Annotated in this window: 13 protein-coding genes and 2 pseudogenes; 2 read left to right on the forward strand and 13 right to left on the reverse strand. The window is 48.8% G+C overall.

Features of this window, described 5'->3' with window-relative positions; all coding sequences use genetic code 11:
• Positions 1–20 precede the first annotated feature (20 nt).
• From MPB2EB_RS00610 to MPB2EB_RS00665, 12 genes and pseudogenes are all read right to left on the reverse strand, one after another.
• Entirely contained in the window at positions 21–557 is a 537-nt protein-coding gene (locus MPB2EB_RS00610; protein WP_185181967.1) for a hypothetical protein, read from the reverse strand.
• Entirely contained in the window at positions 557–2,113 is a 1,557-nt protein-coding gene (locus MPB2EB_RS00615; protein WP_185181968.1) for a hypothetical protein, read from the reverse strand. The genes MPB2EB_RS00610 and MPB2EB_RS00615 overlap by 1 nt, the downstream gene beginning before the upstream one ends.
• 230 nt (positions 2,114–2,343) lie before the next feature.
• Positions 2,344–2,714 (reverse strand): annotated as a pseudogene (locus MPB2EB_RS00620) (IS481 family transposase); the annotation flags it as partial.
• A 70-nt stretch (positions 2,715–2,784) separates the two neighbouring features.
• Positions 2,785–3,033 carry a hypothetical protein gene (locus tag MPB2EB_RS00625; protein WP_185181970.1) on the reverse strand — a complete coding sequence of 83 codons (249 nt, stop codon included), beginning with the start codon at positions 3,031–3,033 and terminating at the stop codon, positions 2,785–2,787.
• Positions 3,030–3,545, reverse strand: a complete 516-nt coding sequence (locus MPB2EB_RS00630; RefSeq protein WP_185181971.1) for a hypothetical protein — start codon at positions 3,543–3,545, stop codon at positions 3,030–3,032. The genes MPB2EB_RS00625 and MPB2EB_RS00630 overlap by 4 nt, the downstream gene beginning before the upstream one ends.
• Before the next feature lie 247 nt (positions 3,546–3,792).
• The gene (locus MPB2EB_RS00635) at positions 3,793–4,092 is read right to left on the reverse strand and encodes a hypothetical protein (RefSeq protein WP_185181972.1); all 300 of its coding nucleotides are present in this window, start codon (positions 4,090–4,092) and stop codon (positions 3,793–3,795) included.
• Between the two features lie 32 nt (positions 4,093–4,124).
• On the reverse strand, positions 4,125–4,391 hold the full coding sequence (locus MPB2EB_RS00640; RefSeq protein WP_198422337.1) for a colicin E3/pyocin S6 family cytotoxin: 267 nt from the start codon (positions 4,389–4,391) through the stop codon (positions 4,125–4,127).
• 150 nt (positions 4,392–4,541) lie between these two features.
• Entirely contained in the window at positions 4,542–4,994 is a 453-nt protein-coding gene (locus MPB2EB_RS00645; protein ID WP_185181973.1) for a hypothetical protein, read from the reverse strand.
• Positions 4,991–8,164 (reverse strand): hemagglutinin repeat-containing protein, encoded by a 3,174-nt coding sequence (locus MPB2EB_RS00650; protein ID WP_185181974.1) that lies wholly within the window; start codon positions 8,162–8,164, stop codon positions 4,991–4,993. The genes MPB2EB_RS00645 and MPB2EB_RS00650 overlap by 4 nt, the downstream gene beginning before the upstream one ends.
• A gap of 36 nt (positions 8,165–8,200) precedes the next feature.
• Positions 8,201–9,001 (reverse strand): IS21-like element helper ATPase IstB, encoded by an 801-nt coding sequence (gene istB / locus MPB2EB_RS00655; protein ID WP_185181250.1) that lies wholly within the window; start codon positions 8,999–9,001, stop codon positions 8,201–8,203.
• Positions 9,001–10,035 (reverse strand): IS21 family transposase, encoded by a 1,035-nt coding sequence (istA, locus tag MPB2EB_RS00660; protein ID WP_185181249.1) that lies wholly within the window; start codon positions 10,033–10,035, stop codon positions 9,001–9,003. Before istA ends, istB begins: the two co-directional genes overlap by 1 nt.
• A gap of 59 nt (positions 10,036–10,094) precedes the next feature.
• On the reverse strand, positions 10,095–14,288 hold the full coding sequence (locus MPB2EB_RS00665) for a hypothetical protein (RefSeq protein ID WP_185181975.1): 4,194 nt from the start codon (positions 14,286–14,288) through the stop codon (positions 10,095–10,097).
• Positions 14,289–14,455: 167 nt separating this feature from the next.
• Here MPB2EB_RS00665 and MPB2EB_RS00670 point away from each other — a divergent pair.
• Positions 14,456–15,120: pseudogene (locus MPB2EB_RS00670) on the forward strand (IS110 family transposase); the annotation flags it as partial.
• A 50-nt stretch (positions 15,121–15,170) separates the two neighbouring features.
• Here the strand turns inward: MPB2EB_RS00670 and ubiD are convergent.
• Positions 15,171–16,721, reverse strand: a complete 1,551-nt coding sequence (gene ubiD / locus MPB2EB_RS00675) for a 4-hydroxy-3-polyprenylbenzoate decarboxylase (RefSeq protein WP_185181976.1) — start codon at positions 16,719–16,721, stop codon at positions 15,171–15,173.
• A gap of 108 nt (positions 16,722–16,829) precedes the next feature.
• Between ubiD and MPB2EB_RS00680 the strand changes: the two genes are divergently transcribed.
• The gene (locus MPB2EB_RS00680; RefSeq protein ID WP_185181977.1) at positions 16,830–17,300 is read left to right on the forward strand and encodes a hypothetical protein; all 471 of its coding nucleotides are present in this window, start codon (positions 16,830–16,832) and stop codon (positions 17,298–17,300) included.
• Positions 17,301–17,377 lie beyond the last annotated feature (77 nt).

Here is a 17,377-nt window from a genome sequence, read left to right on the forward strand (position 1 = left end):
TCAACGGCCAGCGCTTGACTTCAAGCTGGCAAAATAGCGCCCGTTGAGATCGAAAGGTTTATTACTTCCTCTGTATCCATTAGGGTCAGCGAAAGTATTCCTTGTTCCTCATTAAGAGCCCAATCTGAAACAATATCTATGCTAAAACTCCATATCCCTGTTAACTCTCTCGTAACAACTTGCACACCTATTTCATGGATAATGCAAAGATTTCCATTTTTCAATAAGAACAGGTCAAAAAAGACTCCGTTTAGCTGAAGTAGCTGGCTTTCGATAATTGAAGATGGCTGGGTAATAGGGACCGCTGCTAGGTAAGAATCGAATCCCACATACACAGTTTGATAACTTCCGACAAACAATATTTTAGGCTTTATGCCTGTGCCTGCAAATGCTATACCCAGCCCAAAATCTAGCTCATTTGAGTCAGATTCAAGCTCGTAGCACTCATTAATTACTTGTTGCCCAGTATCTAAGATTAGCCACTTTTCGTGCTTATTTTTGAGTACGTACTCGAGACTACTTATATGATCAAAAGATTCAGTAATAGAAATCAACATTATTCCCCTGTCAGAGGTCCATGGCGATAGCGCCCTCCCTTAGATTTAAATATTCTTCCTGTAGTCAAACGATTACCATCCCAATACGTTTCAAGTATCGAACCACCCCGCGGCCCCATTAGCAAAGAATGGCGCACTATAATTCCATCTGGTTGAATATGGACAATATTTGCTGGATTATTGTAAGCTTCTAAAATAGATTGAGCAAGGTATTGCCGAGCAGCGGGAGTATCAGATAGCCCGATTTTTTCAAGCTCACGGAGCATTCCTATAGAGCGATCAGTATTGTGCTTTGTTCCTGTTGCTTTCCCAAAGAAATACTGTAATTTTTCCTCTATTTTTGTGATATTTGCTGATTGGCTAGCGGTTGCCAGTAGTTTGCCATCAGTTATAGAAGAGCTACCCGCCTTTGCCAAGTGCTCGAATTTCGACAGCTTAGATACTTCTTCTAACGCTTTTTTACTTAGCCGTACCCCAGCCCTACCAAATAAGGCGGCTAAATCCGCAACTCCCCCTACCAAGAAGATGGCGGTGATTACATGACAGAATAAGCGGCCTCCCTCAAGCCCCAGTTGCAAAGCATTTTGGTCTCCACCTTCTGCTATGGCAACCTCTATTCGGTTGATTTTGGCATCCCATTCAGCCGAGATCGCTTCACCTACCTGTGCTCGCACCTCTTTATTTCTAACAAGCGAAATTAATCCTCTTACAGTTTCGATCGGGTGCAATATAAGTTCGGCGATTCCTTTGGGAATTGCCTGGATTTCTTCTTCTACACCCTGGATAAAACCTACGCCAAACAATGTAGTTTGTTTAGCTGCAACACCGGTCCATTTAAGCTCTGTCAGGATTTTGCATGTAAGATCGTCTTCACAGGCTTCTCGTTCTCTTAAGACCAACGCCTTTTGCTCTGTAGCCAGCCAGTTATTATCGATGGCCGCTGCTGCACTGTGTGTAGCCACGGTCGCATCGGCCCCAGTCAGTGCCGCTACACCCGCAACCAGTGTGGTCGCAAGACTGTGTTTGGCTTCCTGTTCGGAGCGCGTTTCATCTGGACGGGTCGGACTAAAGGCATGCGTTAAAATACTCGATACCGCGCCACCTAATGCCCCCGCGCCGAGGCTTTGATTCGAGGCGGCTGCGCCACCTAACCCAACCAGTGCGTGCAACGCTGCATGCGCTGGACTGCCTTCGTTTACTGCGCCAGATTTCACCAGCTCGCCAACGTAGCCTGCCCCGTGCTGTTGGAGCAAATTCACAACACCGCTTTGCACAAACTGTTCGGTTGCCCCTGTTACATTACCGGAGGCGGCTGCGGTTAACGCTGTCAATACTCGCCGGCTTAAGCCACCAGGTCCCCATTGCTGATTCAGCGCTTGCGCCTGGGCGCGCAATTCAACTGCCATGTTTTGTAATGCCTCTTGCTGCTCCACAGGCATTGGTTCATTACCCGCCATCTCGATACGCTTAGCTTGCTCGAGCTTTTGATCCACCTCCCGGGCCCGATTAAGGATAAATGTACTCGCTTCCCGACCTAATGCATGGACAATATCCAAGCCGGCTTCAATCTCCGCTTGATTAAAAATCGGTGCTAATGCTTGATGACTCTGTGCCGGATGACGGTTTAGGTCTGCAATCGTCTCTGCCGCACGGTGCCCCCTGAGGGGTGTGTTCCTTTTCTTGAGCGTCTTTTTGGGTTCGCGTGCCGATCGTCACGCCGAATTTCCCGCTATCCAGTAGATCGGAGCGTTCTGTTACAGAATAGCGCTGAGCGCGCTCAGCCTGTTTGTACGCGTTCACCTGGAATGAGGAGACTATATCGCTTAGACGGAATTGACCGTTTGGGTTTGACCAGTGGATTGACTTTTGCTGCGATCAAAACTTTATGAATAGTCCGCAGTGATAATTCTTTTTGCTCGTATAGACGGAGTTCATTTTGTATGCGGCGTGCGCCTTTATTCTCAGAATACATACGCAAAATATGGTCTTGATCGGTTTGTGTAACCTTACGATTAGGGCTATTATGGGGGCGACGACTCATTGAACTCAAGCCCATTTCGCCCGGGAGACGCCACAACGTCGGCATCCCACCCCGGCATCCCCCAGCTCTTCGTATAGCTTGACCCATTTAAGTCGACAGCGTATTTGTGCGTCCATCCGACTATTTTAATTGAAATGATCTATGTAAATCACACAAATTAAAATAGGCGGATGAAAGACCTTTCCATCAATCTCCCCATGCCTTGCGATTTATTGCATCTATTAAAGATTCCAATTCATTTCCAGTTGCATTAAAAGACCAATCAGGTCCAGCAATTTCTACTGAGAGCATTTCTTCACTTACTATATCAATAAGGATATCTCTTTCTTCTTCTTCATTTAGAGATCCAGAAAGCAAAGCATCAACCAACTTCATCTTCTCTGGATTGCGTTTAGAAATAACTGTTCTTAAAAGTGAACTTTCTCTAGTATTCATTTTCTTGCTCCAATTTTAGATCCTGGCCAAACTGTAACAATTTCTCCTTTTGGATTAATTACGACAGTAGCGTCTTTCCCTTTCAAACGGAAAGTAGGTCCTTTTTCAGTTGGAATATGCTTAATAGCAATCGGATTTCCCCAAGCATCTAAAATACTATTAGCATTGACTCCCGAACCTTCACGCGAAATAGCATGATTAATCCCATGTTTAGTATAGCCAATAATCCCCGTCGGCATCCGAACGCCTACCGCTTGCTCTGCAGAAAGTTGCATAGTCAATCTGTTACTGCTTATAGCCGTAGTGATTACTTGGTTTGGGATCGGAGCACGTGCAGTTGTTTGTTCAGCTACCAACAAACTAAAGTCCAATAGTGGCTTGCCATTGGGTCCTAAGGTTCTTCCCGCTTTCGCTAAGTCAACATGCAAAAACTCTTTTGCCGTTTCCTTACCTAAACGAACTCCAACGTTACCCAGCGATGCAGTGAGCTGAGCCGCACCCACTGTTCCCATTGCCAGATTAAATTGCCTAAATCACGGCCAAGCTGTAATGCATTCTGATCGCCGCCTTCTCTTACCGTGGCCTGTATCCGGTTGATTTTGGCATCCCATTCAGCATAGATCGCTTGGCCTACCTGTGCTCGTACCTCTTTATTTCTAACCAGCGAGATTAATCCACTTATAGTCTTGATCGGGTGTAATATAGTTGTGCGTTTTACATACTTTCCATAGTATCCGAGCCATTTCTGGGTAACTCTTATTAATCAATAGGCTTAGTGCAAACAAGGTGTGTCAACTCATATTTCCCGTCATGTACATATGGAAACCAACCGTAACTGTCTGAAATAATCTCTTTTTTACAAAAGAAACATACATCAGGCCAACCATCCGCACGCCATTTCGCGATAACTTCAAACGGCACACCAAGAGCATAAGCTGACCACTCTTTTATTGAAAAACCTAACATCTCATGAACAGGAAGATCCTCTACTATCAAATACCCAAAATAATAATCAAGTATTTTTTCAGCTTCATAAGAAGTTAGTATTGCTTCAAACACTTCATTAAGCAAATCTCGTTTTTTTCAAATTATCACCTTCCGAGTTTTCTACCAGGCACTGCCGACTTATATATGTTCCCTTCCACTGGATCCATTGAACCCATATGATCATCATTTTTATTATAAACCTCAATATCATTATGCGTTATCCCATTCATAGTACAGTTTGCCACCAGCTTTATTCCATTTCCTGAATTTTGGAGTCCATGCCAAACTGAATTATCAGCTTTTGGCAAATTTTCCCTGTTATTTTCGCTACTAGCCATCTTACTAAAAATGACCGTATCAAATGTACCCAACCCCTCGCCTATTAGCTTCATCAAAAGTTTAACTACATTTTCTCCAATTATCTTATGTCAGATATCCTAAGCTTTGATTTCTTTGGCCTTTCAACAATCTTTGTAACGGTTACCTCAATTTATTACCACCTATCAAAAGTAACCGAATTATCATGGATAATCTTCATTCAATATTTTTATTAATTCTGACTGCAAATCGATAGATTCAGAGTCGTATCTATCGAAAAGTGCTAAACAACGATAATTTGTAGGGTTTAAATATGTAGATCGAATAAAAAAATATGAGATATCTTTTATTTCTTCATTTTTATGTGAGGTCGTGGCAATGTAAGAAAGATCTCTATTATTGTTGTCGACCTCTATGATTTTATCAATTAAATCATGAGCCTCATCCGAGAATTTACCACAAGTCAAGAAAAATACTGCGCCAAGCTCAATAATTTCTTTAACAAGGAATGAAATTCTCGCCTCATCAAAAAAATTGTTTACTATAAGCAAACAGACGAGCTCCCTATCTTTAGTAAGATTCATTGAATCAAAATCATCAAAAGATGAAATAATTAATTCGCAATTCCCACTATGCTTTATTAAGTTGACGGTCATTTGCTTTGTCCTTTTATTTTGTCCATATTATCATAAAATGTTTTAATTTCTTTTTCTAAGTGTTTTATGCGCGCCTCCTGTTGTTTAGAAACAATATCTGGCGCTAGACCTTCCATTCCTGGTCTGGTAGTCATGCTTTCTTTGAAAGCTCTCAATTTTTGTTCGTGCTCGGTAATAAGTTTTTCATAAGAGCGTATAGCTTTCATTTCCTGATTAGTGAGCGTCTGTTTAATATCAACAGTTGTAGCCTCCTCCTTTGTGACGTCACTAAAAATGACCGTATCAGATATATCCAACCCCTCGTGCCTCGGCAGCACCGTCATATTACCTGTTGATTGAACCTCTCTCGGATTCACAAAAGGCTGAACGGTATGCTCACCAGATTGATCCGGCATACCTTCAAGCAGCACTTCTTTATCTTGATGCCACTCTCTGCCTGGAATTTGGCGCGACTGCGGTGGCTCCATCGGCGTGATCATCGGCCGCGGGGGCCGTAGTATTAACTGATCCTCATCCCCATCCTCTCCATCTTGCCCTGCATTATTGGCTCGATATTTTTGATACGCTTCATTAGCATTCCATGCCACTAAGCCCGCAGTCACCACGCTTAATACAACAACCCCAGGTGGGGTGAACGCTAACGGCACAGCCAGCACCAGAGCCGCATTATTTTCCGTCTCAATCTGCGCCGCATGCTGCGCAGAGGTCGCATCGGCCCCTCCTACACTTGCCACCCCCGCCACCAAGCTGGTAACGATATTCTTGCGCGCTTCTTTGTCCTCTTCAGACGAACCCTCTACAGGACCTAACAGATGATTCACCCATACACTGGCACTCGCCCCCAAGGCCGCTGAGCCACCCGGTTGCCCCCGTGCGACTGCACCACCATAAGCCAATACCCCATGCAACGCAGCACGCATCGTTTCATCATTCAGGCTATCTGCAATATGCTTGATTCTTTCTGCACCCAAACTTTGCAAATAATTGAGCGCTGCGGCCTGGGTAAATTGCGCCGTCGTCCCCGTCACATTGCCTGATGCCGCTGCCGTCAACGCAGTGACGATACGACGGTAGGCGCCTCCTGGCCCCCATTGCTTATTCACGGTCTGTGCTTGCGTACGCAACTCAGCCGCGGTTTCCAGCAATTCCTGCCGCTGTCCTACAGGCATCAATTCATCACCCGCCAGCAGCTCCATACTCTTGGCTCGCTCGAGCTTTTGATCCGCGTCTCGGGCCCGATTGACGATAAAAGTATTGGTTTCCCGACCTAATGCATGGACAATATCCAAGCCGGCTTCAATCTCCGCTCGATTAAAAATCGGCGCTAACGCTTGATGACTCTGTGCCGGATGACGGTTTAGGTCTGCAATCGTCTCGGCCGCGCTATGTCCCGTCAGCTCGATTTGCCGCGCTTCATCCGTAATCACCATCTCCGCACCGCTGATCGCACTGCGGGTAGTGGATCTTGCCTGGCCTGAAGCACTCATCACAATCGGTAGCGCAGCACTCACTCCACCCCGGCTTGCCAGTTGATTGCCGCTATGCGCCGGCGTTATGGCTTTTCCTGATGGGTCTGAGCCGACCCCTTTGCCACTTTGACTGTACCCACCGCCTAAGCTGATACTGCTTGCAGAATAGCTCGCCTGATTCGTCAGATCCGTGTTGTGCAGGGTCGCTGTTATCAGTGTGTTCTTCCCTTTCTGCACCGCCTGCTCAGAACCTGCCATCACGCCACCAACCAGCTTCGTATCCCCTTTAACGCTGATCTGAAAGCCTTCCTCTCCGGCCTGAATCCCCGCTTGTTCTGCCACACTCAGATAATCACTGTCCATCCTGCGTTGTGAGACGTTCAGACTCGCTGCCGAGACAGAGCCGGCGGTCGCACTGCCACAGATACTTTGAGCATGGCTCTGGTACCTCGCCGTGTTTTGCACACTGTCTATGTCAAGGTCACCCTCAATCTGGGCTTTAACCTGCTTGCCCACCATCTGAGCGCCTTTGAGGCGCACATCGCTTTTTGCTTTGAGCTCTAGCGTGCCACCCGCCTGAATCAGAGTCGGCGTATAGTTAATTTGCGCTCCTTTTGTACGGCCATGCCCTACACTGAGTGCAACCGATGCGCCCACTGAGCTCTGACTGCCCAGCGTTGCCACGGCCCCCACTGCAGAACTCTGGCTGTGCTGCTGACTTTGCTCAATCAGGCTATTCGGCGCCGCTTCCACCTTCAGATGGCCTTCTACGTTGAGCGCTATATTCTGTTTGGCTTCGATGCGAGCACCCATCAGATCCAGTGTGGACTCTTCTCCTAAGCCACCGATCTGGATCGAGATATTCCCTCCAGCTGCCAGGGTGCTGTTGAGCGCTGTCTGGCTGAGCTGTATCTGTTCGCTTTCAGAATGCTCTTCGCCCAGCATCACGCTCACGGTGGCGCCACCGGCTGCTTTGGGATCTGCTTTGATCGCATCGTAGGCGTTTTTCGCCGCCAGTGCGCCTGCACCGGCCGCTAACGCGTGCATCCGCGCATCGCTGACCTGGGTACTGGCTTGCAGCATCTGACGATTCGTTTGCGCCGCTGCAATCACCGGCGCACTGACCGATACCGTCAGACCCGATTGATGCCATTCACTGCGCTGCCAGACTCGGCCTTGCTCATAGGCCGCTTCAATCTTGCCTTGACCGGCTCGAATCTCTATATCGCCGGTGGGCACCACCCATTGACTACCGCTTTGCTCGTAGTCTCGGCCGGCAATCGCTCTGACAGGACCTGATACGCTGCCTATGACTGAGCCAATTTGGGGCGTGTGCTCCTTTTCTTGAGCGTCTTTTTGGGTTCGCGTGCCGATCGTCACGCCGAATTTTCCACTTTCTAATAAGCCGGAGCGTTCTTGAACGGAATAGCGCTGAGCGCGCTCAGCCTGCTCGACCGCTTTTTGCTGGAGGGCATTTCCCGCATAGAGATCCACATCATGCATCCCCGCCACGTTTGAGCCGAGGATATTCAGGTCATGTCCGGCTTCTATCTGTACTGTGCCTCCAGATAAGGTGCTGCTTAATGCTTGTTTTCTGTACAGCGCATTGCGCGTTAATTCGCTTGAGGAACCGAAGAAGTGACTCGATTCATGATAATGAGACTCCTTAAAATCCGTCTCTTCATACGCTGTCAACAGCAACCTGAAACTGACCCACTTAAGCTACTGGCCAGCAACTTAAAATTGACCCACCCGATTTTCTTCTAGGGTCTGACGAGGCTGAATAATTCCAGCTTTGCGTTTATCTTTAAGTCTGAAGCTTTCTCCTTTAAGTTGAACGACATGGGCATGGTGAAGTAAACGATCCAACATGGCAGCAGTCAAGGTAGTATCGTTTGCAAAGGCCTGATCCCATTGGCCAAATGGCAAGTTGCTGGTCATGAGCAAGGCTGATTTTTCATAACGCTTGGCGATGACCTGGAAGAAGAGATTAGCCTGATCCCGCTCCATGGGGAGATAACCAATTTCATCAATGATAAGCAGTCGAGGGGCGTTGACATTGCGCTGGATGAACTGCGTTAACCGATCCTGCCGCTGTGCAGCAGCCATGGCGAGGATCAAATCTGCCGCGCAGATGAAACGTGTTTTTATCCCAGCTTGAGTAGCCAAGTAGCCCAAGCTAATAGCCAAATGTGTTTTACCGACCCCTGAGGGGCCAAGCAACACCAAGTTCTCAGCGCGCTCAATCCAAGTGAGCGCAGCGAGTTCTTGTAGGGCTTTTTTATGCACGCCATGCACCGCCGTAAAGTCAAACTGCTCCAGTGTTTTAATGGCTGGGAATCCAGCCATCTGAGACAGGATTTGCCGTGAACGAGTTTGGCGCGTGGCGGCTTCGGATTTCAATAATGCTTCGAAGAAATCGGCAAAGCTCAATTGATTGGAAACGGCTTGAGCGGCCAGTTGTGGGTACGCCTGAGCCATGGTGTCGAGCTTAAGTTGCTCACACCATTGCTCAATCCGTTGATGTTGTAACGCCATTAATAGGCTCCTGTGAACAGTTGTTCATAGATAGCCAGCTTATGCTGCATCGGCTGTTGGCTAAACTGCATCCAATTAGGCGGCAATACCACAGGCGGAGCGCTCTTGGTGTGTCCTAGATAAGGAGGTGGCAAGGATTGTAAGGCGGCTTTCTCCTGACTCAAGCGCGTTTGCACCCCCTCTTGCGTAGTGCCGTGCACGCGGACATTGGCCACTTCACTCAGCCACGTGCGTACTGCTGCATTCGCCGTGTCGACATCTAGATGAAGCTGATTCTGCACCAACCTGGAAGCTAACGGGTTATAAAAGCTGCGCCTCAAATAACCATTGAAACGTTCGACTTTACCTTTGGTTTTAGCTCGGTAAGGTCGACATAGTTTGGGGACAAAACCATAGTGTTTGGCAAAATCGAGGAAGGTAGGCTGAAAACGGTGAGCACCTGGGCCATACGCATCCCGTGCTAGTACAACCGTCTTCATATTGTCATAGAGCACTTCTCGCGTCACACCGCCAAAGTATTCAAAAGCGTGCTCATGGCAAGCCAACAGCGTGTCTAATTTCTCGTTGTTAACAAATTCGACGAAGCTAGCCCGTGACCAACCTAGTGTCATCACAAAAGCAGACAGCGGATATTTGCCGCGGCGAAATACGATCCAATCACACTGCATCTGCTCACCAGCTAACGTCTCAAACCGTACTAATCGCTCTTCAGGCCGTACCACCTGCAAACTACGGACAAACTGGCATACGCGTGAGAGTCCGCCTGCGTAGCCCAATAGCTTGACCTCTTGGCACAACACGGTTGCAGGCAATCGGCAGGGATGCGCCGCACGCAAGCGCTCTTCGAGATAGCGTTTATACGGATCAAGCTTATGTACACGGGCTTGACAAGGTTTGCGTTGCGCTGCATCCACTTCTCGCAGGTAGCGGCGCACCGTGTTACGCGATACCTGTAACTGTCGAGATATCTCTCGAATACTGATGCCTTGACGGGCTAATACTTTAATTTCCACTTGTTCCTCTACGCTTAACATATCCCGACAAAGGGACGAAATTTACGGGAGGTGGGTCAATTGCTAATTGCTCAGGTGGGTCAGTTTAATTGTGCTGGTGACAACGCGGCTTCCAAATGAATATCTCGGCGGGCTTTCACCGCGAGTTTCTCTGCCACTTTGACATACGCGCCGGTTGCAGTTACATCGCGCCCAGCCTTCAGCTCAAGCGCGCCGGCCTGAATCTGGGTGCCAACTTCAGTGTGCTGGCTTAGGCTGAGGGCATTCCGTTCATCCCAGACGATCTTTTGTTGCAAGCCGGTGGTGGCGGTCCCTAAGATCAGATCTTGCTGAGCGTCTAACCTTGCCGTGTGTTCCACTTCAATTTGGGTGGCGGCAAGATGGAGATCGGATCCTGCTGTCGCTTCCAATTCTTCGGCCTGGATCTGGGTGAGGCCCACTAAGTTTGTTCGGCTGCCGCTGGCGGCATGAGTGGTCTGTGTCTGGCTTTGCAATTGTAGATTTTGGCCGGCCTGTACGGTGAGTTTTTTAACGGCAATCAGCTTGCCAGCGCGGCTATCGATGTTATCGCGGGCTTGGATAGAGAGGGTGCCCCGGCTGGCCAGCGTGCCGCGCTGATTATCGATTTGGCTTGCACGAATACGGGTTGTGCTGCGACTGAGCACAGTTCCGGTGTTTTTAAAGGGGCGGTCGCTCTCTAACTCGATCGTATCGGCTGAAATCAGTGCATTGCTTCGTGGGATGGCCGGCGCATCGCTTGGGGCCAGATACACTTTAGGCACCAGGACCGTCTGTTCTGAGCCATCGGGTAATTGAACACGTTGATTCACTAGCCAGACGGGGCTGGTGGTTAACGCATTGATTTGCTCAGGTGTCGGTTCAATGCCGAGCATCAAATTAAAACGTTTGGCCCAGTCTGCTCCGGCGTGCATCAAGTCCCGAATCTCAGCGATGGGATTGTGATAGCTGGATAAATAATAATGGCCCGTCAGACCAATAATTTGGTCTCGAATCAGTTGCTGTTCATAGAGTCCATCGCCCAGGCGTTTGGGAATGTGCTGAGGGTCCAGATTCAGTAAGCGCAGCAATACATCGCTCGAAACCCTGTCGCTGTGGCGGGTAAAGCGGGGGTCGATCTGGATCAGATAGCGTTGATTGGGATCGGTGTTCAGGTGCAATAAGCCGCTATTTAATAAAGTATTACGGCTTAAAGCCGAAGAACTCGGCACTAAGGCGGTAGAGGGCGCGGAATGCTCTACTGCCGTATGCTCTTGAGAGACGGCGACCGTCAGCGTGTGATGCTCGACTATTGGGGCCGGATGGTAGGGGGCTTGCCCACTCCACTTACGCTCCCAGTACCGACCGCCGCTGCCGAAGAAACTAATTCCACCATGCCACTCTCTGTCTGAGTATTGCGAGGTTCCCCGATCAGTCGTGACGCGTTGACCGATGGCATCCCGGTTTTCAATCTGGGCAGGCCTGCCTTCGAGGTCGCTGAGCGCCCCTCCAGCGATAATCATGCTTTTATCGTTCATCACCTGGTCTGACAGAGAGATCGCGCCACCTGCCTGAATCTTGCCAGGTTCGCTGTGCGTCACCCTGGTTGTGGTCACTCGGCGCGTAAAGACATAGTTGATAAAACGAAATATTTCATGACCGGAGCTGTGCACACGGTAGAGGCCCCCTACGTCGCCGTGCCAGGCGATTTGGGAGCCATCAAAGCGTTGGTTTGTCTGGTCATCGTGGCATTCGTGTATGCCACGCTCCTCAATCAGCCTTTCTTCGATTTCGAATCTTGCATTTTGATTGACTAGCTTTTTTGCATGAATCGTTAGATCTCCCACCGCATCCATCGTGGATCCATGATTGAGAATGCGTTCACTGCGACCCTGCACGATAGACTCCGCATTCAGCTTACGGCCAATGGCTAAATCACCGCCACTATAAAGCGTACCACCGGCACGATTTTGAATCTCATGAACCCCGATTTGAAGGCTGTTTTGCGCGAAAATCATGCTCTCCGTATTTCTCAACAGAGAGTCAGGCCCACGCGCACTGATTAAAATCGTATCGCCCGTAATCAGGCCCGGGTGAATCGCCAAACGCAATAAGTGCTGGGTCAATGTGCCACTTTCTCGACGGTTACGCATCTTATTAGAAAGGATCCGGATCTCCCCTTGGCTGTGTATCGTGCCTTCGTTACAAAAAGCCATCGCTAAAATGAAGATGCGCCCCTCACTTTGCAAAACCCCTTGTTGCATATTATCGAGCGCTAAGGCTTTTAAGGACAATCTATCGCGGGCAAATAGCGTTGCATTTGCTTGGTTAAGAATTCTTTCTCCGATGACCAGATTGAGGTCTTTTCCCGTCATCTGGCTCTTATTCGTATGGACAATATTCGGCGCTTCTATCGTGATGCGACCCTGAGCACTCATCAAACCATTTTGCGCTTCGTATCCACTACCACTGGCATTTAAAAAAATCTTGATCTCACCCTGTCCACTTTGAACGATTTGCCCCCCCTCTGTGTTAATGACCGCATGCGCACAAATTTCAAGTACGCTGCCTGGATGAGTCGGCTGTGTGGAACGGTCTGGATCACTTGAAATCTCCGGTTCGGAAGCTTCCTCTTTCCCTACGGCAATCAGACCTTTGCTGTTATCTAGTTTATATGTACCAATCTCAATTTTTTGGTGCGCCGATAGTGTGCCGGCTAGATTTTTCAAATAGCATACCAAAGAAGCTGTGTAAAAAGTGCCTATTTTGAGTGTTTGATCCGAAAGGATGGTCCCACCTTGATGATTAGACAGCTTGGCAACGCTGATCGTTATCGGACCCTTACTGCTAATTAACCCCGCCCCTTTTATTGCTTCAACATTATGATTCTCCATCATGTCGGCAACTATCTGGATGGGTCCAGCACCATTATGAATCAGATAACCTGAGTGATTATTAATGATATCAGCCCGCACCTTCAATACGCTTTGATCTCCCTTCGCTTCTATATGCCCCTGATCATTGGTGAGCGTATCACTTTCAAGAACCAGATCAGAACCCGCGGTAATCTGTCCTTTCTGATTATTTAAAAATATAGCTTTAATCAAAAGCTTTCCTCTTGATTCAACCGTGGAAAACTCCGCATTCATAAACTCTTTGGCTAAATCCGTGACGGTGTTTTGTTTATAAAAAGCATCTCCTATTGTCAGGTCGCCATCACTATGCAGTAACCCATGCTCCTGGTTATGCAGGGTCCTTGCTCCAAGCATCAGTTGATCTCGCCCGAGGATAGCCCCAGCCTGCTGCTCATCCGTATCTTCAGTGCCATCATTGAGCAAATGCTGCGTATCAATCACCACTGTGCTGCCCTGAATCACTCCATAATTCTTAAGCACATTTTCTACCTTGAATTTAAGGTGAACACCGTCTATCAAAGAGGTGGATTGATTTTCAAACGTTTTAGCTTTAAGCGTGATTTCACCTCGCGTTTTTAGAGTGCCTTGATTCGTGAAACTTTGGGCCGTTGAAATCGATAGATGGCGGCCAGCGTTGAGTTGAGTGCGATGCGTGTAATGCTCTTCCAGCTTTGCCGTAAGATCCAGTGTGGCGCCGAGCGTTCCTGCGCCAATCAAACGGTTGGCTTTGAGGGTAATATTTCCGTTTGATTGAATCTGAGAACTGGCATTATCGAGCGTATCTGCTTGAATGCTCAAATGTTCTTTTGCTTTTACCTTGGCGGTGCCTGTGAATTGCAGCTGGCGGGGGAACTCCGAATGAATGGTCGTGTCGGCTATGTCCTGTTGCAGCGTAACGGGCAAGCTCAGATTCGAGCCATTCACTGCTGTATTCAAGTTAATTTTATTGGCATATAACTCGCCCTCTATTTTGATCGAATACGCGATTACATCAATCTGCTCATATCCTTTGAGGGTTGTTTTGCTTTGAATCGTTATTTGACCTGTTTTTAGACGAAAGGCCTGAAACTCACCGTCACGATTTAAAACCGGTTCGCCGGTTGTGAGCACAAGGCGGTTGGTATGGAGAAATTGATAGCCGCAGCACTCCATCCCATTGGCATTAGAAAAAATCAGTTGGGCCGGCTCTCCGGCAATCTTTATAACGCGATTCAGGCTGCGGGGGATAGAGTGAGCACGGTGCGCCGTCGGTGCATCCGCTTCTGGATTAGAAGGGGCGGGTATTTGCTCTGGCCTATCTGGTGTAATCGAATGAGTTCGAATATATTGAGTGGATATCCCATGAATAGGTCTTAACATCATTCACCCCGTTTAATCATATGTAATGCGCCAAGTCTAAATGATGATTCTCAAAACACCAAATAAACTTGCACAATTATTTATTCTATGCAAATAATCTTTTTGAAAGAAAAGAAAGCACTGCCCAAGTGATATAAGTCGAGAACAGTTTGAAGCAGGTGTGTCGTAGGCACACAAAACTGAAGCTGATGGCGCTTCAATTCGTTAAGCCCTATGTGAAGGCTAACAAGAATGATGCTGCTGACGCTGAGGCAATCTGCGAAGCAGTAGGCCGGCCAAATATGCGGTTTGTCCCGATAAAAAATATAGAACAGCAAGCGGTACTGGCGTTACATCGAGTACGGCAAGGCTTTGTGAAAGCACGTACGGCGCAGGCTAACCAGATTCGCGGCTTGCCTGCTGAATTCGGATTGATCATCCCACAAGGCATTGGTGTCATCCAGACTCGAGTACCTGAGCTAGCAATGAATTGCCCGGCGCATTTCGCCTACTTGTACAAAGGCTGCTGGACCATCTCAAGGAATTGGACCGTCAGGTCGATGAAATTGAAGCGCAGATTCAAGCCTGGCATCGCAATAATACAGCGAGTTGCAAGCTTGCGCGCATTCCGGGTATTGGACCGATTACGGCCAGCGCGCTTGTGGCTTCCATAGGCGATACATATCTCCGAACTTTGCTGATACATGGCGGGCGTTCTGTGATTCGCTACGCCGAGCAGAAACCTGAGGCATGCAGTTGGATCAACGGTGTGGTTAATCGGCGAAACAAGAATGTGGCCGCCGTAGCATTAGCCAACAAGAATGCACGTACCATTTGGGCCTTGCTGTTCCACGAGTTTACTGGAAGACTTCGAAGAAGAAAACGAGTCCCCGTAGTTTGGCCATCTCACTTTTGTGCTTGGCCATCAACGGCCAGAGCGAGCTCTTCATATAAAGCATCGATCCGGCGTGTGACGGCTGGGTCCATCGTAATCGGTCGTCCCCATTCGCGCTGTGTCTCGCCAGGCCATTTATGGGTGGCGTCAAGCCCCATCTTCGAACCGAGGCCGGCGGTGGGCGATGCAAAGTCAAGGTAGTCAATCGGCGTATGATCTACCAGTAATGTGTCGCGCGTTGGATCAACGCGCGTGGTGATGGCCCAAATGACTTCTTTCCAATCGCGCAGATTCACATCATCGTCTACGATGATGATGAATTTGGTGTACATAAATTGCCGTAGGAACCCCCAAACGCCGAACATGACACGCCTAGCATGGCCCGGGTAGCTTTTTTTAATTTGAACCAGCGCCATGCGGTAGCTGCACCCTTCCGGCGGTAAGTAGAAATCTGTGATTTCTGTAAATTGTTTTTGCAGCAAAGGCACCAGCACTTCATTGAGAGCGACCCCGAGTATCGCGGGTTCATCCGGTGGTTTGCCGGTATACGTAGAATGGTACAACGCCTGCCGCCGCATGGTGATGCGCTCGATTGTAAGCACCGGGAATAAAGCCTTTTCATTGTAATAGCCGGTGTGATCACCAAAAGGACCTTCGAGCGCGTGCTCATAGCTCGCCGGGCCGGGCGCAGTTGCATCTGCTGTGGGATAGATAAAGCCTTCTAGCACAATTTCGGCGCGCGCGGGTATGCGTAGTGCGCTTAAGCCAGGCGTTATGCACTTGGCTAATTCAGTGCGCCCGCCTCGTAGCAAACCCGCAAACTGGTATTCAGAAAGGGTATCTGGCACAGGAGTTACAGCGCCAAGCAAAGTCGCTGGGTCAGCGCCTAGCGCGACGGCGACGGGATAAGGCTGGCCCGGAAAGGCCAGAGCGAATTCCCGAAAATCCAGCGCCCCGCCCCGATGCGCAAGCCAGCGCATGATCACCTGGTTGCGCCCAATGACTTGCTGGCGGTAAATGCCGAGATTCTGTCGGGCTTTATTAGGTCCACGCGTTACGGTGAGGCCCCAAGTAATGAGTGGACCGGCGTCGTCCGGCCAGCAGGTCTGGATCGGGAGTTGAGTCAAGTCAACGTCGTTGCCTTCCCACACAATTTCTTGGCAGGGGGGCGCGCTAATGGTTTTGGGCGCCATATCCCATACGGCTTTAACCAGCGTTAATAGCTTGCCGGCGTCTTTAAGCCGTTGGGGCGGGGTAGGTTCCTTTAGCGCGCATAGTAAATGACCAATCTCGCGTAGCGAGGCGAGCGCATCAGTCTCTGTCTGCGCTGCGTCGATACCCATACCCAGCGCAATGCGTCGCGTGGTACCGAATAAATTACCCAGGACTGGCATGGTATAGCCAGTTGGTTTTTCAAAGAGTAAAGCAGGGCCGCCGGCGCGCAGCACCCGATCGCATAACGCTGTCATTTCAAGGGCCGGAGAAATGGGGGCGCTTACGCGGCGTAGCTCGCCAAGCGCTTCGAGTTGATGGGCAAAATCGCGCAGGTCTTTATATTTCATCGTGTCATTTTAACCTGCCCTAGCCCCAAGTATTCGCTAGGCGTGTCCTCAATTAAAAAATTGTGTTAGAAAAAACTGGCTTATCGAACAAAATGAGAGAAAAAGCCAGTGAATCGTCGTTATGGGCTACGAGATGACCAATGGGAGCGTATAAAAGAGCTATTGCCAGGCCGTATAGTTGTCTTAGCCGATACGCTCTTTTTAAAATCGCCGCAGCGTATCGCTGCTTTGATGATGGTAATGATTTTATGCCTGATGGTATACAACCTTACACAATTTCAGATACGCGCTAAACTCGGGGACTGTGCTGACACATTGCCAAATCAACTGGGTAAACCCACTAGCACACCCACCTTGCGATGGATATTCCAGTTAATGGAGGGCATTGCGTTGGTACGCATCTTCAATCATCAACACGCGCTCATCCATGAGGCCGTCTCAAACCTCAACGATATCAGAATTAAGATCATTCGATTGTTCGGGCATACCGCTTGCAAACCGGGTGCCTTCCATCAACTGGAATATCCAGCACAAGGATCCTTTGCGAAAGTCGCAAATCACCAAACCAGGATGATCTAGCGCCTGTGCTGAATGCACTAGGCATGACGGTAGCCGGATATTCAGTTACCTGAAATATTAGTAAAATGTCAGATTAA

It is taken from the genome of Mycoavidus sp. B2-EB (assembly GCF_014218255.1).
GTDB lineage: Bacteria > Pseudomonadota > Gammaproteobacteria > Burkholderiales > Burkholderiaceae > Mycoavidus.

Coding starts and splice junctions, on each gene's coding strand:
- MPB2EB_RS00610 (WP_185181967.1), bottom strand. CDS start 557: ATGTTGATTTCTATTACTGAATCTTTTGATCATATAAGTAGTCTCGAG.
- MPB2EB_RS00625 (WP_185181970.1), bottom strand. CDS start 3,033: ATGAATACTAGAGAAAGTTCACTTTTAAGAACAGTTATTTCTAAACGC.
- MPB2EB_RS00630 (WP_185181971.1), bottom strand. CDS start 3,545: ATGGGAACAGTGGGTGCGGCTCAGCTCACTGCATCGCTGGGTAACGTT.
- MPB2EB_RS00645 (WP_185181973.1), bottom strand. CDS start 4,994: ATGACCGTCAACTTAATAAAGCATAGTGGGAATTGCGAATTAATTATT.
- istB (WP_185181250.1), bottom strand. CDS start 9,001: ATGGCGTTACAACATCAACGGATTGAGCAATGGTGTGAGCAACTTAAG.
- istA (WP_185181249.1), bottom strand. CDS start 10,035: ATGTTAAGCGTAGAGGAACAAGTGGAAATTAAAGTATTAGCCCGTCAA.
- MPB2EB_RS00665 (WP_185181975.1), bottom strand. CDS start 14,288: ATGATGTTAAGACCTATTCATGGGATATCCACTCAATATATTCGAACT.
- ubiD (WP_185181976.1), bottom strand. CDS start 16,721: ATGAAATATAAAGACCTGCGCGATTTTGCCCATCAACTCGAAGCGCTT.